The following is a 20,567-nucleotide window of genomic DNA, read 5'->3' on the forward strand; positions in this document are numbered from 1 at the left end:
TCTCACCGAACGTAAGATCAATCAGGAACCAGCATTGGAACAGGTCGGCTTGAAAGCTGAACTTATGACTAACCCATCCGTGTTCGTTCACTCCGAGTTGGTTTACGGCTTGGTAAATGCTTTCTCAGAAGTATCAGGGGATCGATACCTAGGACTGAATGTAGGGGAAGCGTTTGACCTGCAAGAGTGGCCGCCCTTCGCTCAAGCCTTGCAATCTACAAAAACGCTGTTCGAGTTTTTTACCCGCTTTGTTGAGCTCGTGCCGCAGGAGTCCAATTCTGTGCGGCACAGCCTTGTCATTGAAGCAGACAAAGCGACTTATCGTATCGAGAGGCAACAGGAACCAACCGTCCCACCCATTCAGGTGACCGGTTTTGGTGCCGCAATCTATGTACGCCTATTGCAGACCGTCGTCGGAGAGTCCTGGGACTCTTCCCGTGTGCGATGGGAAAGCAGATACATCAATGGGCTGCCTATCGACTACAAAGGGATCGAGGTTGGCCTTGGAACCGATCCCGGAATGCAAATTAGTTTTCCTGTGGAATGGTTGTTTTTGCACCATGTCTCTGACGGCTCTGCCAAGCCGATGGCCTCACCGCGACAAGATGAAGAAGTAACTGTGGTGGCTGCTTTGCGCTCTGTGTTGCGCGGCAAACTGGATGAACCCGATTTGGGGCCGGAGATGGCGGCCGAGTTGCTGGGAATACAGCCGGAACGGTTCCTGAAAGCGCTTCATCAACAAGGCACAACGTTACCGCGCGAAATCAAACGGCTGCGTATCGATGTCGCCAAGGAGCACCTCAAACAAAACCAGATGACAATTGCAGAGATCGGACTGATGCTCGGCTATTCTGACAAGTCCCATTTCACTCGCTTTTTCCGAGGTCAGACCGGAATGACACCGACCAAGTTCCGAAGCAAGTAAATGTGGTCGAGCCAAATGAACGCTTCGAAGATTAGGTCCTCGTGGGATCAGTTCGGAGAAGTTGTAGTGCGACGTTGAACAGGTTAGTCGACGACATGAATGGTTGGTTGCCACCGCCGATACAACCTCTGCAACTGGCCGTTTCGTTGTGTATTTCGGAGTTAGCAAAGCTTGGTTGCGAAGGTCCGCTTCGGGCTGACTGCGGTTCTTTGGAGTAATATTGCGGATGTCCGCAGAATGGTCATTCGTCGCAACTCTGTTCAATGTCTGCTTCGCAGGACAAACCGGACTTGTGCGATTGCGGCAATTGCTGACGCGGCATTGATTTGCTGTCGCAGCACATTCATCGCTGCGTTGCAGCTGTTGTCGCCAGACCGGTCATTCAAAGCTATGATGATGCGATACTATCAAACTGTAGTTTCGAGGCACATAGGATCAGCAACTTAGACGCCGAACAAAGCCAACGTTTGCGTTGTCGCAGGCAGTGCAGCAGGACAGGCCATGCGGGCCTTCAGCCAGTAAGAAAATTCTCGTTGTGGCTCATGCAGGTGGCGGGGAAGAGGGAGTAATTCGCGGTCGTGGAATTTTTCATTAAGTTGAGATATTGCAGAGATTGGATCTTTGGTTCTTGCTTCGTGTTTGAATTGATCGGGAACGAAGCACCAATAGTGCTTCTATTTGTTGTTATGCTTTTTTGACGAGCGTATTCTTGTTTTTCTGACAGGAAATTAACGTTACTGCCGAACGCGATAGCCGGAAGCAATGATCTTGTTTATCAGAACAGCGGCGGCCTGGTGCATGTCCTTTTCATCGTTATTGCCGACCGCTGTTTCGTGGACAGCAGCTGCGTCATGCAGAACTCCCACAATTTCATGTTCGGGCAGAAGCTCACGATCTTTAATTGCAAGCAAAAGCGCTTCACAAATTGAGAGTGCGGCCATTCCTGAGTGGTCTTGCCGGTCAGCCATGGTAGACGTCCTTTTTTAACAGGCGTCCAAGCAAGGAAGCGCCACAATGAATTGCATCATACTGGCATAGATTGCTGTATACTTAACTGATCGAAAGCAGTCTTGGCGTCGGATAGTTTCGCGGGCTGCTCATCGATGAAGGAAGAACACTTGCGCACTATCAAAAACAGTCCACTCACCCGAAAGCTTTCAAACTTCGTCGCTCTGACTGAGGTTGAACTTGCGGCATTGGCACGCCTGCACAAGCGTCGCAGAACCTTTGAAGCCGGACGTGACCTTGTGCATCAAGGGCAATCAGAGCAGGCTGCCTACATTCTGGCCTCGGGCTGGGTTTGTTCCTACAAAACCCAGACTGACGGGTCGCGTCAGATCGTCGATTTCCAAATACCGGGTGACTTTCTGGGCTTGCGAAGCGTTCTGCTGCACACCTCGGATCACAGCATAGAACCAATCATGGAAATCCAAGCCATCGAAGTAGTAGTGGATGATCTCCTGGAAGCATTTGCGCAGACGCCCCGGCTGGCGACAGCAATTCTTTGGGCGGTCTCCCGAGATGAAGCGATGGTGGTTGAGCACCTGGTCAACATAGGACGGCGCGATGCGGGTGAGCGCATGGCGCATTTTCTTTTGGAACTTGGTGTGAGGCTGACTCAGGTCGGGATGGCAAACAAGACGGGATACACTTGCCCCCTGACACAATACCACCTTGCCGATGCGCTGGGACTGAGTGCCGTGCATGTTAATCGTGTCCTACGGCAACTGCGGGAGAAGGGGCTGGTTACTTTTCAATCCGGGCAAGTGGTATTTGATGATTATGAAGGACTGGTGACGTTGGCCGGTTTTGACCCCACTTATCTGGATCAGGCCGGGCCACTGTTGAAGCAATAAGTTCACCCCTACAGCGATGCCGGGATTTTGATGATCGTTGCCTGTTAGAGACGGAATTCGCTTCGGCAGATTTGGGATTTCACTGAAAAAGAAGCGCAAGATAAATACAGTCCGATTGCGGTACTGGATTTCCTGCGCTTCTTAAATACTCGTTAAGAACACGCTAGCAAATATCCCGCCAACACACATCACGTTGCCGGAATCCAAACATCGTTGCACTGACGCAGGTTAGTTCGTTTTCGGCGTCACCTGATCCTCGGACACCAAATGCATTTGAGATTCCAATAAAATCTCAGGTCATTGGCCGCCGACTAACATCGATCAGCGCGCGCCTGCCATTTGCACATTATTCTAAATTACAACGCCAGTACTACCGCGGCGCTTACGAGCGTGTACCGCGGCAGACTGCGCGGGGAAGATCCAACAAACTAAATGGAGGACAAAGGTGAGCACAAGATCGTCCAGTTCTTTGGTGACGTTTTCAAATCCGTTCTCTTTGTCCGGCTACCCGGATGTACTTCCTGCAGGCGAGTATGAAGTAGTTGTCGAAGAAGAGCTACTGCAGGGCCTGAGTTTCGAAGCATATCGCAGAACCGGAACCTACCTGACAGTTCGGGGCAAAGGCAGCAAGCCAGGCCGCACGGAAATGCGCACAATTGACCCAGAAGATTTTGAACTGGCGCTCAAGCACGACCAGACCTTGGCCACATCTAACAATGACAGCGATGCGGCGCTTTCACCGCAGGAGGAATAGATTATGAACACGCCCGAATGGCTTAAACCCGGAATCTACGGTGCTCTGATCGGCGGGGTTTTCGTAGGCGTCGTTGGATTTTCATGGGGTGGATGGATGACCGGCGGTAGCGCGGACAAGATGGCCAACGCCATGTCCCGCGATAATGTAATCGCTGCGTTGGTTCCGGTCTGCGTCGACATGGCGAGAACTGACGCCCAACGCGCCGAAAAAATAACGACGATCAAAGAGGCTTCTTCTTTCAAGCAGAAGGATGCCGTCATGGCGGCTGGCTGGGCAACGGTGCCGGGATCCCAAACTCCTAACAAAGACCTGGCGCAGGCCTGTATCGAGGGGCTGAACCTGGATGGATCGTAACTCAATCACTCAACATTCGGACAACGCCGTTTGCATCAGGGCAAATCGAAAAAATCAGTACCGGTTTTGCGCTCACTTAATGGCTGCGTTGTTTGTTGTCGTCTTCAGCAGTTTGGCGGGCTCCTTTATCTCATCAAGTCCCGCATCGGCCGAAACAGATTCGATCCCGGATAACGCGCATCCCAAAAAGCATGGCGACGGTTGGGAATGCGATTTGTCCTATCGGTTGAAAGGCGAAGAATGCGTGGCCATTGTCGTGCCGGGAAATGCCTACCCCACAAACAGAACCTATGGCTCAGGGTGGGCATGTATGCATGGCTTTGTTGAAGTTGGCGGCACCTCATGCACTGAAGTGATTGTGCCTGAGGGTGGATATCTCGATCCATCAGGTGAGAGGTGGCGGTGCCTGCGTGGATACACAAGAGTAGACGATAGCTGCGAGAAAATCGTGGTGCCGGATAATGCTTACCTAACGAATAGCACTTATGGATCTGCATGGCGTTGCAACCGTGGCTACGAAAAAGACGGAGAAGCATGCGTGGCAGTAGCGGTGCCGGAAAACGCTTTTCTGAACGCATCAACCAGCGGGCGTCCCTGGACGTGCGAGCGTGGGTATTTTGAGCGCGACGGACAGTGCGATGCCGTGTTTGTGCCTGAAAATGCTTTCTACGATGACGCGATCCATGGAGTTGGATGGAAATGCGAACGTGGTTACGAGGCGTCCGGTGATCGCTGCAATGCAATCGAGTTACCAGAAAATGCCCATATCGACCGATCCGGTAATAGGTGGGAATGCCACAGAAATTATCATCAGTCAGAAGGTCAGTGTGTTCTGAACAATTGAGGTTTCAGGCAGAGAGCCCATTTTTCCAAACTTCACAATTTGTGCCCGTTCTTACCAAGGACGGCGCGTTTCACACTCCCAAAAGGAACAGATATGAAACCCCTACCCATTGCGTCGGATGACAGGAAGTTCATTGCCAGCAATGCGCAAAAGCTGCCGCCTGAACAAGCAGTTTTTCCAGAGCTTCACCGCAAGACACTTGTGACAGATACACCGACTGCAATTGTGTATTGCGAAGGAAACTTCGCAAAGATCGATGGCAAGACGGCTAATGGTCTCGTTCGACATTCACAGGCCTATCGCGTTCTTTCGGTGATCGACAGCACGTATGGCGGTCGTGACAGTGGCAAAGTGCTTGATAATGTCGCAAATCAGGTTCCCATCTTCGATGATCTTGATGCCGCCGTCGCTAATGAAGCTACTATCCCCGACACGTTTATTTACGGAATGGCGCCGGCCAGCGGCAGAATGTCCCTTGAAGATCGCGAAGCTGTTGTGGATGCGATAACGCTCGGAATGAACATCGTCAGTGGGCTGCATGAATTTCTTTGCGATGACAAAGAGCTCGCCGGATTTGCCAAAATTCACGATGTCACGATACGCGACATTCGCAAGCCGCGGCCTAATCGCGACCTGCGCCTGTTAGATGGCAGTGTTGGAGACGTCCAGGCGATCCGCATCGCGGTGTTCGGCACCGATTGTGCAATTGGAAAGCGTACAACCGCGACAATCCTGACAAGTGCCCTTAACGCGCATGGGATCAAAACAGTTTTGGTCGGTACCGGCCAAACTGGTTTGATGCAGGGCGCCAAGTATGGTGTCGCGATGGATTCGGTGCCGCCGCAATTTTGCTGTGGCGAGCTTGAGCGCGCTGTTGTTGCAGCATCTGAAGATGAACACCCGGATGTCATAGTGATCGAGGGCCAGGGCGCGCTAAGCCATCCGGCCTTTTGCACATCAGCCTTCATTCTGCGAGGCAGTCAGCCACATGCAGTTATTCTTCAACACGCGCCCAAACGAAAACGTCGATGTGATTTCCCCAACATGACAATGCCCGACCCTTGCGATGAAATCACCCTGATCGAGGCTTTTGCGAACACAGAGGTAATTGGCATGACGATCAACCATGAAGGAATGAATGATATTGAGATTTCAAAGGCCATCACAGACTATAACCGCAAATTGTATCTCCCGGTCACTGACGCATTGAACCGTCCTCCAAAAAACTTGGTGAATATGGTTCTATCTGCCTTTCCGCGCTTGCAACCCGTACGTGCTACGACGATTGAATGAGCAAGCTGCGTATTGACGTTGATCTGGACAAAATTCGGTACAACACACGGTTCCTGGTCGACCACCTTAGACCCCGCGGAATTACGGTGACAGGTGTGACAAAAGCCGTTTGCGGTCATCCTGAGATTGCGAATGCTATGCTTGAAGGTGGCGCGACAGGGCTGGCGGACGCGCGGATCAGCAATATCATACGTATGCGCGATGCTGGGATCTCGTGCTCCATATCCTTGATCCGAACGCCCATGCTGAGCCAGGTCGCGCAAGTTGTTGATAACTGCAATGTCAGCTTCAACACAGAAATGGACATTATCGCAAGCCTGGCCGTGAGTGCGCTGGGAAAGAACATTACTCACAGTATTATCCTGATGGTGGAAATGGGGGATATGCGGGATGGCATCTTGCCTGAACACCTTGAGCGCACTGTGTCTCAAATTCTTAGAATGGAAGGGATTTCTCTGAAGGGGATTGGTGCAAATTTTGCCTGTCTGGGTCATGTGGCACCCTCTGCAGGAGCAATGGAATTGCTTTCGTCGCTTGCCGTCGATACCGAACTTGCAAGTGGACCCGCTCTGGAAACAGTGTCAGGCGGCGGTTCTGCCAGTTTGCCATGGGCGCTTGGCAAGGGGGCGACCGGAAAGATCAACAACCTGCGTCTGGGTGAGGCCATCCTGTTAGGTACCGATCCCGTTTCGGGATACGCGATCGACGGGCTTTACACAGATGTTTTTACGCTTTGGGCGGAAGTGATCGAAACGAAGACCAAATCAAATCCAAATCCCTTGCAATTGAATTATCCCATACCTTCAATGCAGTGTGTGACTTTAGACAGTCCTTCGAACACTCGGTCGATCCTTGCCATTGGACTCCAGGACACCGATGCGGCGGGTCTAATTTTCCCTGCTGGCGTCACGTTCGTCGGAGCCACCAGTGATCATATCGTTGTTGAAAACACCAATTGTCTGCTTCGCCCTGGTGGCGAGGTGAAGCTGAAATTGAACTATAGCGCGCTCTCGCGCGGCATGGCTGCACCCGATGTAGCAAAAGTCTTCCATGGTGATGGCGCATTGGTTGACTGCACCGCAGCGAACACTGATCGCCCATATTCGAAGCGAAAGTAGCGCGCCAGGGTTGCCGCCGCCTCGGTTCTGCTTCATCCACCCGTCTTATTCTACGGCTTTACGTAGTAAATTGGGCCACCAATACCTATATTGGTGGTACCCGCATTCACTTTTCACACCCTATCTGGGCTCGTGAGTGTTGCGGACAATCAAAGGATCAAAATGATGTCTTTCAAAGACCTTACGACCAGAGCGGCTGCCGCACTGAAGGAAAACGATGCGGACGCGTCAAAAAAAGAAGTGACGTCGAAAGGGCAGGACGCCGTCCCCGAAAAATCAAAGCCTAAACCTCAAAACTGATAATACCCTGCCGGGAGCGGGTGGCTTGTTCTTGTTTACATCTCCGAGCGAGCGGTATCAGCAAAGGAGAACTACCCAAATGAACCAACTAATCAGCAAGACAATCGCAGTCTTTTCCAGGCCGTTTACTTTCCCTGGCTTTGACGAATTACTCCCGGCGGGCGAATACGACATAGAAACTGAGCTTTCCGCACCACCAGATTATTAGGATCCAGAAGCCTGGAAAGCATCAGTGCTAATCTTTCTGCTTCCACGGAAATCTCACCCCGGTCTGGCGCGAACGTTGACCGTTTCTCTTACTGATTTGGAGAGAGCCCGCGCAAGGGATAAATTGTCTGCGAAGGAGTTGTCGCAATTCCTGCTCGACCAACTCTTGGCCGATCCGATGGTGCAACTGATCATGGAAGCTGACGGTGTGTCTGAGACTCAACTTCGGCACCTCTACTCGGAGTCGCTCATTTCTGAGGCAGACGACGGATCATCAGATCAACGAGCCATACCACGAGGATGCGCAAGCGGTTCTCGGTATGCTTTCGCTGTCCAAGCTGCTGAGAACGAAGGAATGCCAGTTCGTCCTATTAAAACCCCTCGGATTACAGGCCGTCCCATCGGACAGTCTGAACCAGGCAGCTCCTTCAATCTCAAGGCTTAGGGCTCGGAACTTTCTTTTCCAGTCGCTGTATAAACCAAAACAGAAATCGAGGCTAAGAACTGATGGAAGACTTCGACAACGACGCAGATACGATCATGGCTCGCGCCCACAATGACGTGCCGCAAGAACGCCCGTGTCTTCGTTGCAGAACGCCATTCTGGAGCGAAGGGTTCGGAGAGCGGATTTGTCGACGCTGCAAGGGGTTGAGCGCGTGGCGAAATGGCGTATCAGTAAGCCCTGGGTTAGCTCGGCGTCGCTGATAACCTGACGCCGGTCTTTCCAGCTTTTCTGATCATATCTCATTTTATCTTATTGGTGCTGACCCGGGCCTTTTAACGTGGAACCCGATCGTTATCGGTGCTGAAGACGAAGCGTACGCGCGGTTTGGACTCGAACCGTTCTTATGTGTAGTGATATGGGCTCAAGCCGCCTAATGCACACACTAAACCATGCCAGTATTCATAATCGGACAGCAGGCATTCACGCCGCTTGTACTATTCGGTGGTCAGCGCGGTGCTGTTGCTTGGGTGCGGAGGGTGGATCGGAGTGCAAAATATGCCAAGAGTCCAACTACCTGCAGTCACCCCAAAACCCAGAGCTTGGAACAAGGGGCGGATCATCGGTCAGAAACGACCGCTACTCCCAAAACAGGTCTGGGCGATCCGTGCCCGGCTCGAACTTTCTGGAAATCTGCGTGATCTCACAATGTTCAACGTCGCGATTGATAGCAAGCTACGCGGCTGCGATCTGGTCAAACTCGCTGTGACCGATCTTGTCAAAGACGATCGCGTCCGTGAGCGTGTTTCGGTGATCCAGAGCAAAACCAAGCGATCTGTTCAATTCGAACTGACGGAAAACACGCGAGAAACTGTATTGGTATGGGTAAAATCACCGGAAATGTTTGCTAGCCGGTTCATGTTTCCAAGCCGATTCCATGATCGACCACACATCTCGACGCGCCAGTATGGCAGGCTGGTTCGAGACTGGGTGACCGCAATCGGATTGGAACCGAGCGGATATGGCACGCATTCGCTTCGCCGAACCAAAGTAGCTGAGATCTACCGCAAGACAGGAAATCTCCGCGCGGTCCAACTTCTGCTTGGGCACACAAAGGTCGATAGCACCGTGCGATACCTGGGCGTTGAATTGGAAGACGCGCTAAGCATTGCAGAGCGCATAGACATCTGAGACAGTTTGGCGAGCGGCGCTGTCGGTCGCCAATCCATAGTGGTTCTAGTTCTTTTACGCAGGAGTGGGACGTAGCGTGCCCTGAGCGGAAGTGTCAAAATCTTGTTGCGTGCGCTCGCAGCACAGTTTTCTCGGCTCAGGCGCAATTTACAGGGTGCGGGACCGAGCGGCCATTTGATCACGCCGCGAGTACTTGTGCAGAAGCGGCGCGAAAATCGCTGCGTTGCAGCCAATGTTATCAGGCCAGTCATTCATAGTCACGGGGAAGCCTTGATCACATACTCCTCTTTCGCCGCACTCAGGCCAGACAATTTCTTTCGGTAGTTCACCAAGGATCTTGGTCACCGGCAGTTTCAAAAACAACCTGCCCTGGCGGTACTTGCATTGCGACAAGGGAAACTTCCTTGACTCTATTCTGGCTAAGGACCACAAAAGTGCATTGGTGAAAGTTACTCGTCGCCGCGATGCTGCCGGCTTCGATGATCCAATGGCCTTCAGACTAATTGTAGCATGTGCCCCAGCATAGGAACGGGTTTCGCTGGGGTCTTCGCTATGAGCTCGTTCCTCGCAAGCATTCGCAATTGTCACCTGACATGCATCAGTCATTGCGTGACCCATGAAAGAAGGCGCCGTATGAAGAGCACATGGCTCATAAATTGCGTGCCTAATGACCGATAGATCAGGTCTCAGGCTCCGTTTCAATCAGTCTTTCATCGTGTTTACGCGCCGCATTCTTTGTTTGATCCCGACACTTTTGGTGTTGCTCTCAGGAACGCAGCTTCCTGCTCAAACCGCAGGTAATACCGACGGATTAGTTTGTGACGAAGGTTTTGAAAACAAGAATGGATCGTGTCAAAGAACTGACATACCCGAAAACGCGTATTTGACGGGCAGTTCCTATGGCAGTGACTGGGAATGCAATCATGGATTCAAGCAAGTTGGGGAGTTTTGCGATGAAATCTATGTTCCTGAGAATGCCTATCTTGCATCGACCGGAGATCGATGGAAGTGCAATCGCTTGTTCCAACGTGTCGAGGATAGATGTGAAGAAGTGTTTGTGCCTGAAAACGGGTTCGTCGAAACACGATTTGGTGCTCAGGAAGCACATTGCCACTGGGGTTTTCGCAAAGAGGGCCGGGAGTGCGTTACAATAGAAGTTCCCGAGAACGGGCGCTTATCTGACAGGCGAAGCGCTGATGGCTGGGTGTGTCTGAGAGGGTTCAAAGCGACGGAAGGTGGCTGTGACTTTGTGATCGTTCCCGATCACGCATACCTCGCGTCTGACACATATTCTGGATGGAAGTGTGAGCGTGGTTTTCGCGCGAACCAGGACAGGTGCGTTGCGATCCTTGTCCCTTTCAACGCTCACTTAAATCGAAGAGGTGACGGTTGGGAATGTAATCGGCCGTTCACGAGACAGAATGACAAGTGCGCCGAAAATGTGCCGCGACAATAGGTTGGTGGAAATCAATACCGCCTGACAAATCCGGAAGGACTAAGCCGTGAACCATAACTCGATTGACGAAAATCTGGGCAAAAGTCTCAAAGCCGAAAAGGTGCGTCGCCGGTCCTATGGGATTAAGATATCTATTGCGTCAGCAGTGTGCGTTGCAGCGATAATTGTGGTGGTGTTTCTCTGATGCGTAAAAATGCCCCTCAAGTGACCCTTCCGGACTCAAAGATGTCAGCTCGTGGTCAGGACCAAAGAGCATTTCAGGATCGCAGTGTTCGTAAGGCGCGAAACGCTGACGTATCTGGTGTGATTGAGGAAGAATTTGGAAAGTACTTGATTAAGGCTGGCATTCTGAGCGGTAACAGCGTTGCGCGCGCGTTTCCCAAGCCACCAGCCAAAACGCAGACAATGATTGCCGATGCAGTTGGTGAAACACCAGCATTGGCCATTGAAGCGTTAAAAGAAATTCTCGAAGAACGAGACAGGAAACGTAGCGGTCAACGCCGTTTGGAGGGAAACTCTGGCACCCTCGTTCCCAGTGAAAGAGAATATACCGAGGCATTGCGCCAGATCAGGCTCACCCCTGCGCAAGTCACAATGCTCAAAGCACTTACAATCGCTGGTAAGGAAGGTCTGACCATTGGTCACTTATCTCAGGCGGCCGGTTACAAATCGCGCGAGGCCGCCATCAAGGTATTCAAGAAAATCGGACTATTGATTGCGGAATATCTGGAGCTCGAACTTCCTGAAGCCGGATCGGCACACAATGATGGATCCGCGCAGGTCCTGGCATTTTCTCACATCGAAAGTGAAGATGAGCCAGCAACCTGGATCATGCATCAGGAACTTCGCGACGCTGTTCGTTCGGTTCTATGACATACGTTCCAGCCCCAGCTTTTGTAGCGAACTTCGAACCGGAACAAATGCACGAGAGGTTGCTCACTTAGCTTATGTTGGAGAAAAGACCATATCCGCTCGACCTGATCTATGTACCTGTGAAACGGGCGAAAACGCTTGATCAACAAAAAGTTCTGACGCTGGCCGAAGATATCCTGAAGAACGGCCAGAAGACCCCGATCCAGATACGCTCGGACAACAAGAGGTTCGTGCTAATTGAAGGCCTTCACCGATTAGAGGCCATTCGCGCCTTGGGCGGTGATACGGTCGAAGCCTATCTGGTTCGCGCCAGACTACACTAAATACCTATTGGAATTGGCATTCGACAAAGCCTCGGAAAATGTTAGCAGACGTTGACTTTTTTCATCCCAAAGATGCAATCGTGCACAATGAAAGCTCTCATATAGAGTAATACGCTGGCAATTTTCCAACTCAGAATGGTCACGCAAAACCTCGTTTAGCCGATAAAACGGTATGCGGCTGGCAAGGTGGTGAACATGGTGTACGCCGATATTGGCAGAGAACCAACGCAGGATGCCTGGTAGGGCATAATGAGAACTTCCATAGAATGCGGCGTTCTGAAGATTCCAGCTCTCTTCCCGATCCCAGGTCGTGTGTTCAAACTGGTGTTGAATGTAGAAAAGCCAAATACCAATCGACGCGGCGACAATCATGGTTGGCAGGAAAACATACGCCAACACCTCAAAGCCTCCGGCCCAAAAAGCCAGAGCCAATAACCCCGCAATTGCGGCGTTTGTTCCCATCGCACTTGCCCAGTACAGCCAGCCTGATCGCATGAAACCAAGAGGTAAACGGTTTTGAAGAAAGAACGTATAGATCGGCGCAACACCGAATAGGAAGATGGGAATCCGGGTCAGACGATACGCGGCACGCCCGAACCAATTCCGTTTCAGGTATTCCTCAATGGTCAATGTAGGGATATCACCCATACCACGCCGATCAAGGTTACCGGTTGAGGCATGGTGAATCGCATGGCTTTGCCGCCAAACGTCATAGGGTGTCACGGTAAGAACACCTAGAACCCGGCCGGTCCAATTGCATGCGTTGCGGTTTCTGAAGAAAGATCCATGACCACAATCATGCATAATGATGAAGATACGGACCAGAAATGCGGCATTCAGGATGGCCAGCAATATTGCGATCCAGACGCTAAATGACAACGCAAACCACGCTAGGACCCATAGCGCGAATAAGGGAACAACAGTGATCGCAAGTTCAAAAACACTGCGCTTCGCATCGGCAACACGGTATTGCGCGAGCACCCGCGTCCAATCTTTAGGTTGCAAGTTACTTGTTCTCCAACGGCTTATAGTAGCCCATTGTTCAAAAGGGCACCCGAAAAGGGTGCCCTTAAAAGGTCAGGCGAGTGCCAGATTGGCGGCGCTTTCGCGTCCGTCGCGGCCAGCTTCGACGTCAAAAGTAACCTTCTGACCGTCTTTCAATTCGCTAAGGCCGGAACGTTCGACTGCTGAGATATGTACGAACACGTCGCGCTTGCCATCTTCAGGCTCGATAAAGCCAAAACCTTTGGTCGAGTTGAACCATTTTACTGTGCCATTTGCCATGGTGGAAGTCTCCAAATACTTGCCGCCCGCATTATTGCGGCGACTCGGCGTGGTCGGTCTGAATCGAAAGACTGAACGCCGAATTGAGGAGACAGCAGGTCGAAAAAGAAAAACGTAAGCCTTGTGTATATGGACTTCGAGTACCCACGATACAAGTCTTGATGCGGTGGAGGGCAACAGAGAAATCGAGCCTGTCTGGCTTAGAGCCCGACAAGTTGAGATGACGCTGTTGCTCTGCGATCCAAACGCGAAGGCGGCTTGGGTAGGAGGTACAAAAGATCAATGACCGCTTTTGGGAATCTATCCCGCAACATGCGAGACAGCGATAAGCGTCCGTTTTGATGTCAAAGCGGGACTTTGCAAAGTCCGCTTTCTGCGCATTGTAGTCATTGGGACATCACGCAGCATCGGTCAAAATGAGCTCGTTGTCGCCTTTCGTTACTTTTCACATTAATGACAGGTGGCAGCCCAAACCGGTCATTCACAACTAGACTTTGCAAAGTCCGAGGGACGGAATAGGCGGACTTTCTTGCCTATTTGAAGATCATGCAAACTTCATTCAACTTGAGAACCGGTGTGGTAGCTTGGTCGAGTGAGTTCATGAGATCAGATCATTCCAATTGGAGAACGACCATGCGTCATATCGAATTATTTCGGATATTACCAAAGGCGACCATAGCCTTTGTGGCTTCAGTATCGATGGCCTGGGGATGCACTGGCATCATGTTGACAGGGCAGGATGGAAGCATCGTTCGCGCAAGGACCGCCGAATGGGGGCCGTTCGATCTTGAGACAAAGATCAACATTATTCCGCGAGGTTTCACGTATACCGCAGGCGAAATGCCAGATGGGCAAGACGGAGCAAACTGGACCGGCCGATTTGGAATGGTCGGTATCAGCATGTTGGATCATGGGGCTCCCGCAGATGGCATCAACGAAGCTGGGTTGACCGCCGGGCTGTTTTATCTGCCCGGATTTACTGAGTATCAGGAGTACGACCCTGACCTTTCCGACAACACGATTCCCGGCGATTTGCTAGCCAGCTATGTTCTTTCCCAATTTGAGACAGTTGAAGAGGCTGCCACCGGGTTGGCGAATGTCCGTGTTGTCGGGGTCGTAGATGAGACTCTCGGATTTCCCTTCCCATTTCATATGTTGGTTGCTGACCGGTTCGGCGGCAGGATCGTTGTCGAGTACATTGACGGTGAACTGACGATTTTCGATGCTCCGCTTGGCGTGATCACCAATTCGCCAAACTACGATTGGCACATGACGAACCTAAACAACTACGTAAACCTGTCGGCCCTTGGGCTTCCGGAAGTTGAGGCAAGTGGCGTTACTTTCGCGCCCCTTGGCGCTGGGAGTGGAATGATAGGGCTGCCAGGCGACTTCACACCCCCATCCCGGTTTGTCCGCGCAGTCGCCTTTTCCCAGACGGCGCGGGAGACGCAAGGTGGCTATGACACCGTGCGCGAGGCGTTTCGCATTCTGGATAATTTCAACATTCCGGCCGATGCAGCGGAGGGCGCTCAAGACGATGTGCAGTCGGACGACCTGCTTTACAGCGCAACTCAGATCACGACCGCTGCGGACTCCCTCAACCTCGTCTACTACTATCACACGATGTACGACAGAACGGTGCACATGGTCGATATGAAGCAGATTGACTTCGGAGCTATGGGAGACGAGATGATCGTCTTTGAAACCAGCGGTGATCGCGAACCAACGTTAGTCGATGTGACCCCAACGAATTGACGTTTTACCACGCGGGCCGTGGCGGCATCACCGCTGGCTGCGGCCCAATAAAACTTCGGAATGGAGGGTTTATCGCTCCAGCGAATTAACGGCGCTAGGCTCGAAGCCGCGTTCACCACTGTTCGCTCTAGTGACTGGAGCAGCCCTAATCGGACATTCCAAACTGAACTTTGCAAATCCCGACAAGCGGACATAGCATTAGTTCGCTGCATTTGCTCGAATCTCGGCAATTTCGCCAGTGGTTGGACTAGCATCGAGCTTTCAGCGAGACCTTCGAATTTTGCCGGTCATTCGCAAGCCATCACGAATGTTCAGTCCCATCATCGTGAGATTGGTTGCCCCAGCGATCAATTCGATCACCTGTACCGTGTAAAATGTGCTGTCGAATTCGCCAGCGGCAGCCTTGCCGGCCAGAAACCAGGCGGCTGGTACGAGGATCAGCAAACCATTCAACGCAATGATAGGCATTCGGGTTTTCTTGGCTTTCGTAAGCGCATCTTTGCGTTTCCTGCCCATTGCCATGCCCGATCCGCCAGCGATGGCCATTGCCGGGATGAGGATGAACATGCCTTTCAGGATCAATGCCTTGACGGTCGCGACTGTTTCATGGCTCGCAAAGAGCTCGCTGGTGGCTGTTGATGTCCAGAAGAGGAGGATCATCACAAAGCCGATGCCGCCCGCGATGGCGTGAATCTTTGTTTTCATAGCGGTTCACTCAAATTGGCTTTTGGAAAGGATTTCGTCAGGCCGTGCAGCAATTCGGCACGGCAACCTTCTCGAACAGATGGGGGGCGGTCACAGCGCTTGAGGGATAGTGGCTGAGCTGCTGCTGAAACTCGGGGTTTGAAAACGCGGCGCGAAAGTCCGAAACAGACACCCAGACCGCGTAGTTCAGATACATGCTGCCGTCACCAATTGCCTTATGCAGCTGAGTGCTGATGTAACCAGGCTGCTTTTTCATCCATTCGGCATCGCTCTTCCAGGCTTCGACTAAGGCGACTTGGTCAACGGGATCGACTGTGAAGAGATTGACGAGAACGACGGGTCCAGCGTCGATACCCAATTGCCGTTCAATTGGAAACTCGGGGTCGAGGGGTTTGAAACTGACCATTTCGCTGCTCCTTGAAAGTAGCTTCATTTTGGTGTCATGTTGTCATATTTAGGATGCATCAAACACAATGACAACACGTTGTCAAATAAAATGAGGAGCCGATATGCCTAACGAGCAAAGGACCGAAGCAGGAGAAGCCGTGACAACGCTGATACTGGATGTGTTTCGGCTGAACGGTCGATTGCAGCTTGCCGGTGATCGCCTCGTATCAGAACTTGGTCTGACAAGTGCCCGATGGCAGATCCTTGGCGCCATCGCCTATTCTGATCGACCGGAATCCGTTGCCTGGCATGCACGGACGATGGGCGTTCACCGGCAGGGCGTTCAACGGATCATCAATGAAATGAGCAAAGAAGGCATAGTGGAGTTTCAGCCGAACCCACACCACAAGCGGGCACACCTAGTTGTACTGACCCAAAAGGGGCAGGTGTTGTACGAAGCCGCAATTGCGAGGCAAATCCCATGGGTGAATGAACTCTCGGAAGGCCTGTCGCCAGATGATATTGCGACAGCGCAAAATGTTGTTGACCGTCTCAAAACACGTCTCGAAGAAGCCTCAACGCGACAAGATCAGAACCCGACCCAAAGCTAACACTCGTACAGAGTGCAGCATCGAACGTTCTGGGTTCGGAGCAGACATTCGAAGTTCACAATAAGGAGCCAACGTCTGCGTTGCGGACAAAGCTGACTCTGCAGGTCTGGCTACGAGTTCACTTCCTAGCAATAAATTCCGTAGGCTCTATCATGCTGGCTTTGCCCCACTGTCGAAGGAAACAACATGTTGCGTTCAATGCTAATCCCCGCAGTTCTTATTGCACCTCATTGTCTGACTGCTGCAGAGAAAGTGTCGGTAACGAACTTCTATGTCGTCAACCAAGAGCAAATTTCCGCGGGCGAGGACGTGTTCTGGAAAGAGGACAACTATGGGACTTATACCGTTGACGAGGGACCAATCGATCCTGGGTTTGTCCGGTGCGTTGGCTCGGGTTTCGGCGGACCCAGCGGTGTCAGTGGCGGTGGCGTCTGCGTTTATGGTGAAGAAGAAGACACGTTCACCATGAGATGGGAGGTTGTTGCCTTCGGCGTCAACAACTGGCGGATCGTTTCCTCGACCGGCAAATACTCGGGGATGACTGGAAGTGGAACGACCAAAACACGTGTGGCGTCAAAATTCCTGGCGCTACCGCACCGTATTTCTGACTGGGAAGGCGAGGTTGCCTTGCCCGCTAGGGATTGAAACTCGAACTGAAAAGGTCGGGGATGATGGTGATTTGAAAGGTTGGCAAAGCCCGCATTGGGCTCTCGCCGGACCTACACCGCCAGACGTTTGGGAGGACGTAGCGCAGCGCTTTTCGACAGTTTGTCAAAGCTCCGCATTTGGAGCACTGGTGATAGTTTGATGTCTCAACTGCTTTCACCATCTTTGTGGCAGACAACCTCGAGCTTAATGCCGTGTGGGTCGAGCCAATAGGCCGCATAGTGGATCCCGTATTGAGGAAACTCCTGGGGTTCGTCCAGAATATGTGACTTCCGCGAGAGTGCCCAATTGTACGCCTCATGCACGATCTCACGCTTTTCCACCGAGAATGCCAAGTGCTGTAGCCCGGTAGCGTGGCGCAAATAGTGCCCATCGTCCCTCGCCTGGTAGAAGAACAGCTGCGTCCCGAGTTTCCCATCCGGTCCGTAGTTGAATGCCGGTTCGGTTTTGAACCACTCCTTGAGGCCAAGGATCGGCATTAGCTCATCATAGTAGGCCTTCGCCGCCGCAAGATCCGGCACCGCGATGCCGATATGATCTATGAATCCCGTTCTGGGCATGACTGCTCTCCAGTTCTTAGAGCCTCATGGCCCCTACCTTAGCTGTGATCAGCCAGCTGATTTGTGCTCTTGGTTTCGACATCGAGGCTACAATGATTACTCTCTACGATGCAAAATTCGAAAAGCTTTTGCTCGTTCCCGACCCTGGTTGCGTGGCTGACATCGTGTTGCACTCCGTTTATTACGCCAGCCTGTTGCTTACCTCGACCAAATTGTCATCTGGATCGCGGAAGTACACGGACATAAGCCTGCCGACGGCGCCCAGTTTCTCAGAAGGACCTTCCACGATAGTGACGTCATGCGCGCGAAGCGTCGCGGTGATTTCCTCAATTGGTGTGTCGGTCAGTAGGCAGAAATTACCGCTTCCCGGAACGGTTTTATTCGCCAGATCCGGTGCTGTGCCCACACCTTGAAGACTGATTTTGTTTGAACCGAAGTGTAGGGACCATTTGCCGGGGCGTTCCTCTCGCGGGGTCATGCCTAACACTTGTTGATAGAACTCAAGCGTTACGTCGACATTATGAACGCAGAGAACGATGTGATCGAAGCCGTGGATGTTCATGGACAAAGCATACCTTTGGTCAGTTTCCCTGCAAGAGGTGAGCACCGTGATGTCGATCAGACCAAGCTGTCCGACCAAGCGGTTTTGAATTTGCTCGTTTGTCAGAGTTTCAATTGTCTTGCTCAGTATCCAAACATTTCCGAAAGGATCGCGGACGCGGCCCTCTCGCTTACCAGGAGGTCGGTCCTCGATTTCGATGACAACTTCCCCGCCGAGGTCCGTCATCGCCATGGTGATTTCATCCCGGATTTGCGAAACTCGGAGCTGACGCAGCATAAGCCCCTGCCCTGTTTTTCGAGACATTTTCAACGGCCCATTGCCGACTTTGAGCGAGGCCATCAGGTGTTGCAGCAGCAGCCCGCTTTGCCGACATTCGCTGCGGCAGCAAAATCTGGGCGAGCCTGAATTCACAGATCGCGGAAAAAACCGACTTTTGCAGCCACGACTTTTGCTCATGCTGAAAGTGCTCGCATCCGCAGCGGTAGATTTTTCGGTCGTGCAGTGATTTCCCGTTTGCGGCCATTCTACTGGGCGAATCCAGCCCGAGTTCAAGCTATGCTTTCGGTGTAGTCAGCGTTGAGAATTGAACGCCAGCGAAGCGGGCTCCCAAAAAGAGAAAACGAAATTCCGTTTTTGAATTTTTGTAACTTGCACGATTAGCAAAAACGACATCGGGTCGCTGGCAGGAAAGATAAAATGAGGAAACGGGTTTGACTAGTTCCCAGTCCATTGAGCACTTCTCATGCACCAACGTCGAATACCAGAATGGCTTCGCCATGCGCCAGCACCCAGCGTGCGGGGATTCGCCGTTCTGGCGGGAACGGAGGCGATTGCCAGGGGTATTTTGATCTCTGTCTTTCCGGTAGCGATGTACAACGCGCTGAAGGATGCGCGATTTGTATCCGAAATTTATTTCGCCATTGGCGCGGTATCACTCTTGATCGGTCTTCTGGTTCCCTACCTGATCCGGTTTGTCCCAAGGAGATGGGTCTATGTATTCGGCACTCTTTCGTACGTCGCGGGTGCGGTTGTGACGACCGTTGCGACCCCTGCTACCGTTATTGCGGGGCTTGCACTCACGACTTTCGCCGTTGTGACGACATTTGTGTGCTTCAACGCCTATGTGCTCGACCATGTTGCCAGGATTGAACTGGGACGTTTTGAGACATCTCGGCTTTTCTACAGTGCGCTGGGTTGGACGGCTGGCCCTGCACTTGGCGCGATATTGTACGAGTGGTGGCAACCTGCACCGTTCCTGATTGCAGCCGGTGCAGCGATTGTCATGCTTCTCATCTTTCTTGTTATGCGCCTCGGAAACGGCAGGCTCATCACCAGAAGCCAATGCGCTCCCGCAAATCCGTTCGCCTATTTCGGGAGGTTTTTTGCGCAACCGCGATTGGTTGCCGGATGGGTATTCGCAGTCGTTCGTTCCTGCGGGTGGTGGATTTATGTCGTATATCTGCCCATCTATGCGGTTCAGAACGGGCTAGGCAGCCAGCTTGGAGGGATTTCTTTATCGATTTCCAATGCCGCCCTGTTTTGCACCCCGCTGATGCTTAGGTTTATGCAGCGCAGTTCGGTGCGCGCAGCAGTCAGAACCGGATTCCTCATGTCCGGGCTGCTATTTCTTTTTGCTGGAGTTCCATTCGGAATCCCTGAAGTCACAATCGCGTTCTTAATGATGGGCTCGATTTTCCTGATCTTGCTCGATGTTTCCGCAGGTTTGCCGTTCCTTCTCGCGGTCAAACCTTCCGAACGAACTGAGATGTCAGCAATTTACGCGAGCTTTCGCGATGTTTCGGGTATTATTACACCTGGTGCCGCCTGGCTGGTTCTTCTCGTAGCACCGCTCTCTGGCGTGTTCGCCGCGGGTGGCGCAGGTTTGCTTTGGACGTGGATTCTGGCTCGTAAGCTGCACCCCCGGTTGGGTCAGACACGCATATCTGTCGAAAGTACTTCAAAGGCAGCTGGCAAAGTTGCTTCTGATATGGTGAGCCTGCCAAACTTAATCCATGAAAAATCAGTCACCAGTCGCTTGCCGACGGATACATAATAGAGGCCAGCCATTGAGTGACCAAAGCAACTCAGGCGTCAGTCC

General features: G+C 52.1%; 22 protein-coding genes. 15 read left to right on the forward strand and 7 right to left on the reverse strand.

Annotated features, from left to right (window positions below; all coding sequences use genetic code 11):
- The first annotated feature begins 34 nt into the window (after window positions 1–34).
- Window positions 35–925, forward strand: a complete 891-nt coding sequence (locus ACRZ9U_RS20455; protein WP_480902878.1) for an AraC family transcriptional regulator — start codon at window positions 35–37, stop codon at window positions 923–925.
- A gap of 734 nt (window positions 926–1,659) precedes the next feature.
- On the opposite strand, the gene ACRZ9U_RS20460 is transcribed toward ACRZ9U_RS20455, so the two are convergent.
- Window positions 1,660–1,893, reverse strand: a complete 234-nt coding sequence (locus tag ACRZ9U_RS20460) for a hypothetical protein (RefSeq protein ID WP_010442296.1) — start codon at window positions 1,891–1,893, stop codon at window positions 1,660–1,662.
- Window positions 1,894–2,028: 135 nt separating this feature from the next.
- Here ACRZ9U_RS20460 and ACRZ9U_RS20465 point away from each other — a divergent pair, with 135 nt between their 5' ends.
- The 10 genes from ACRZ9U_RS20465 (at window position 2,029) to ACRZ9U_RS20510 (ending at window position 11,939) form a co-directional block, all read left to right on the forward strand.
- Entirely contained in the window at window positions 2,029–2,781 is a 753-nt protein-coding gene (locus ACRZ9U_RS20465; protein ID WP_170403708.1) for a Crp/Fnr family transcriptional regulator, read from the forward strand.
- A 445-nt stretch (window positions 2,782–3,226) separates the two neighbouring features.
- Window positions 3,227–3,535, forward strand: a complete 309-nt coding sequence (locus ACRZ9U_RS20470) for a hypothetical protein (RefSeq protein ID WP_480902880.1) — start codon at window positions 3,227–3,229, stop codon at window positions 3,533–3,535.
- Between the two features lie 3 nt (window positions 3,536–3,538).
- Window positions 3,539–3,892, forward strand: a complete 354-nt coding sequence (locus ACRZ9U_RS20475) for a hypothetical protein (RefSeq protein WP_170329075.1) — start codon at window positions 3,539–3,541, stop codon at window positions 3,890–3,892.
- On the forward strand, window positions 3,882–4,736 hold the full coding sequence (locus ACRZ9U_RS20480; RefSeq protein WP_480902883.1) for a hypothetical protein: 855 nt from the start codon (window positions 3,882–3,884) through the stop codon (window positions 4,734–4,736). Before ACRZ9U_RS20475 ends, ACRZ9U_RS20480 begins: the two co-directional genes overlap by 11 nt.
- Before the next feature lie 201 nt (window positions 4,737–4,937).
- Window positions 4,938–6,029 (forward strand): N-acetyltransferase DgcN family protein, encoded by a 1,092-nt coding sequence (locus tag ACRZ9U_RS20485; RefSeq protein WP_480902886.1) that lies wholly within the window; start codon window positions 4,938–4,940, stop codon window positions 6,027–6,029.
- Window positions 6,026–7,147: an alanine/ornithine racemase family PLP-dependent enzyme gene (locus ACRZ9U_RS20490; RefSeq protein ID WP_170403720.1), complete on the forward strand. Its 1,122-nt coding sequence runs from the start codon at window positions 6,026–6,028 to the stop codon at window positions 7,145–7,147. Before ACRZ9U_RS20485 ends, ACRZ9U_RS20490 begins: the two co-directional genes overlap by 4 nt.
- A 165-nt stretch (window positions 7,148–7,312) precedes the next feature.
- Window positions 7,313–7,447: a hypothetical protein gene (locus tag ACRZ9U_RS20495; RefSeq protein WP_269149748.1), complete on the forward strand. Its 135-nt coding sequence runs from the start codon at window positions 7,313–7,315 to the stop codon at window positions 7,445–7,447.
- A 1,207-nt stretch (window positions 7,448–8,654) separates the two neighbouring features.
- Window positions 8,655–9,287 (forward strand): tyrosine-type recombinase/integrase, encoded by a 633-nt coding sequence (locus ACRZ9U_RS20500; protein ID WP_170403722.1) that lies wholly within the window; start codon window positions 8,655–8,657, stop codon window positions 9,285–9,287.
- A 1,639-nt stretch (window positions 9,288–10,926) separates the two neighbouring features.
- On the forward strand, window positions 10,927–11,616 hold the full coding sequence (locus ACRZ9U_RS20505) for a hypothetical protein (protein WP_170403725.1): 690 nt from the start codon (window positions 10,927–10,929) through the stop codon (window positions 11,614–11,616).
- A gap of 74 nt (window positions 11,617–11,690) precedes the next feature.
- A complete protein-coding gene (locus ACRZ9U_RS20510) occupies window positions 11,691–11,939 on the forward strand; it encodes a ParB N-terminal domain-containing protein (protein ID WP_039524390.1) in 249 nt (82 codons plus the stop codon).
- On the opposite strand, the gene ACRZ9U_RS20515 is transcribed toward ACRZ9U_RS20510, so the two are convergent.
- Together ACRZ9U_RS20515 and ACRZ9U_RS20520 are read right to left on the reverse strand one after the other, a co-directional pair.
- A complete protein-coding gene (locus ACRZ9U_RS20515) occupies window positions 11,931–12,944 on the reverse strand; it encodes a fatty acid desaturase (protein WP_170403730.1) in 1,014 nt (337 codons plus the stop codon). The genes ACRZ9U_RS20510 and ACRZ9U_RS20515 overlap by 9 nt on opposite strands.
- A gap of 72 nt (window positions 12,945–13,016) precedes the next feature.
- Window positions 13,017–13,223, reverse strand: a complete 207-nt coding sequence (locus ACRZ9U_RS20520; RefSeq protein WP_170328727.1) for a cold-shock protein — start codon at window positions 13,221–13,223, stop codon at window positions 13,017–13,019.
- 633 nt (window positions 13,224–13,856) lie between these two features.
- Between ACRZ9U_RS20520 and ACRZ9U_RS20525 the strand changes: the two genes are divergently transcribed.
- Window positions 13,857–14,978 carry a linear amide C-N hydrolase gene (locus ACRZ9U_RS20525; RefSeq protein ID WP_170403733.1) on the forward strand — a complete coding sequence of 374 codons (1,122 nt, stop codon included), beginning with the start codon at window positions 13,857–13,859 and terminating at the stop codon, window positions 14,976–14,978.
- Window positions 14,979–15,239: 261 nt separating this feature from the next.
- Here ACRZ9U_RS20525 and ACRZ9U_RS20530 read toward each other — a convergent pair whose 3' ends face one another.
- Together ACRZ9U_RS20530 and ACRZ9U_RS20535 are read right to left on the reverse strand one after the other, a co-directional pair.
- A complete protein-coding gene (locus tag ACRZ9U_RS20530) occupies window positions 15,240–15,683 on the reverse strand; it encodes a hypothetical protein (RefSeq protein ID WP_170403736.1) in 444 nt (147 codons plus the stop codon).
- A 37-nt stretch (window positions 15,684–15,720) separates the two neighbouring features.
- The gene (locus ACRZ9U_RS20535) at window positions 15,721–16,089 is read right to left on the reverse strand and encodes an antibiotic biosynthesis monooxygenase family protein (protein WP_170403739.1); all 369 of its coding nucleotides are present in this window, start codon (window positions 16,087–16,089) and stop codon (window positions 15,721–15,723) included.
- A 103-nt stretch (window positions 16,090–16,192) separates the two neighbouring features.
- Here ACRZ9U_RS20535 and ACRZ9U_RS20540 point away from each other — a divergent pair, with 103 nt between their 5' ends.
- Window positions 16,193–16,681 (forward strand): MarR family transcriptional regulator, encoded by a 489-nt coding sequence (locus ACRZ9U_RS20540; RefSeq protein WP_170403742.1) that lies wholly within the window; start codon window positions 16,193–16,195, stop codon window positions 16,679–16,681.
- A gap of 186 nt (window positions 16,682–16,867) precedes the next feature.
- A complete protein-coding gene (locus ACRZ9U_RS20545) occupies window positions 16,868–17,326 on the forward strand; it encodes a hypothetical protein (RefSeq protein WP_170403745.1) in 459 nt (152 codons plus the stop codon).
- Window positions 17,327–17,493: 167 nt separating this feature from the next.
- Here ACRZ9U_RS20545 and ACRZ9U_RS20550 read toward each other — a convergent pair whose 3' ends face one another.
- The gene (locus ACRZ9U_RS20550) at window positions 17,494–17,907 is read right to left on the reverse strand and encodes a VOC family protein (RefSeq protein ID WP_170403748.1); all 414 of its coding nucleotides are present in this window, start codon (window positions 17,905–17,907) and stop codon (window positions 17,494–17,496) included.
- A 181-nt stretch (window positions 17,908–18,088) separates the two neighbouring features.
- Window positions 18,089–19,021, reverse strand: a complete 933-nt coding sequence (locus tag ACRZ9U_RS20555) for a VOC family protein (protein WP_480878263.1) — start codon at window positions 19,019–19,021, stop codon at window positions 18,089–18,091.
- Window positions 19,022–19,211: 190 nt separating this feature from the next.
- On the opposite strand from ACRZ9U_RS20555, the gene ACRZ9U_RS20560 reads away from it, so the two are divergent.
- Window positions 19,212–20,522, forward strand: coding sequence for an MFS transporter (locus ACRZ9U_RS20560; RefSeq protein ID WP_170403751.1), 1,311 nt, complete (start codon window positions 19,212–19,214; stop codon window positions 20,520–20,522).
- Window positions 20,523–20,567: the final 45 nt, after the last annotated feature.

It is taken from the genome of Ruegeria sp. D7, assembly GCF_056534355.1.

Bases quoted from the DNA above. Each gene is read 5' to 3' on its own strand.
- ACRZ9U_RS20545 (WP_170403745.1), top strand. From the start codon at position 16,868: ATGTTGCGTTCAATGCTAATCCCCGCAGTTCTTATTGCACCTCATTGT.
- ACRZ9U_RS20495 (WP_269149748.1), top strand. From the start codon at position 7,313: ATGTCTTTCAAAGACCTTACGACCAGAGCGGCTGCCGCACTGAAGGAA.
- ACRZ9U_RS20460 (WP_010442296.1), bottom strand. From the start codon at position 1,893: ATGGCTGACCGGCAAGACCACTCAGGAATGGCCGCACTCTCAATTTGT.
- ACRZ9U_RS20465 (WP_170403708.1), top strand. From the start codon at position 2,029: ATGAAGGAAGAACACTTGCGCACTATCAAAAACAGTCCACTCACCCGA.
- ACRZ9U_RS20480 (WP_480902883.1), top strand. From the start codon at position 3,882: ATGGATCGTAACTCAATCACTCAACATTCGGACAACGCCGTTTGCATC.
- ACRZ9U_RS20535 (WP_170403739.1), bottom strand. From the start codon at position 16,089: ATGGTCAGTTTCAAACCCCTCGACCCCGAGTTTCCAATTGAACGGCAA.
- ACRZ9U_RS20520 (WP_170328727.1), bottom strand. From the start codon at position 13,223: ATGGCAAATGGCACAGTAAAATGGTTCAACTCGACCAAAGGTTTTGGC.
- ACRZ9U_RS20490 (WP_170403720.1), top strand. From the start codon at position 6,026: ATGAGCAAGCTGCGTATTGACGTTGATCTGGACAAAATTCGGTACAAC.
- ACRZ9U_RS20540 (WP_170403742.1), top strand. From the start codon at position 16,193: ATGCCTAACGAGCAAAGGACCGAAGCAGGAGAAGCCGTGACAACGCTG.
- ACRZ9U_RS20475 (WP_170329075.1), top strand. From the start codon at position 3,539: ATGAACACGCCCGAATGGCTTAAACCCGGAATCTACGGTGCTCTGATC.
- ACRZ9U_RS20510 (WP_039524390.1), top strand. From the start codon at position 11,691: ATGTTGGAGAAAAGACCATATCCGCTCGACCTGATCTATGTACCTGTG.
- ACRZ9U_RS20560 (WP_170403751.1), top strand. From the start codon at position 19,212: ATGCACCAACGTCGAATACCAGAATGGCTTCGCCATGCGCCAGCACCC.
- ACRZ9U_RS20525 (WP_170403733.1), top strand. From the start codon at position 13,857: ATGCGTCATATCGAATTATTTCGGATATTACCAAAGGCGACCATAGCC.
- ACRZ9U_RS20500 (WP_170403722.1), top strand. From the start codon at position 8,655: ATGCCAAGAGTCCAACTACCTGCAGTCACCCCAAAACCCAGAGCTTGG.
- ACRZ9U_RS20550 (WP_170403748.1), bottom strand. From the start codon at position 17,907: ATGCCCAGAACGGGATTCATAGATCATATCGGCATCGCGGTGCCGGAT.
- ACRZ9U_RS20505 (WP_170403725.1), top strand. From the start codon at position 10,927: ATGCGTAAAAATGCCCCTCAAGTGACCCTTCCGGACTCAAAGATGTCA.
- ACRZ9U_RS20530 (WP_170403736.1), bottom strand. From the start codon at position 15,683: ATGAAAACAAAGATTCACGCCATCGCGGGCGGCATCGGCTTTGTGATG.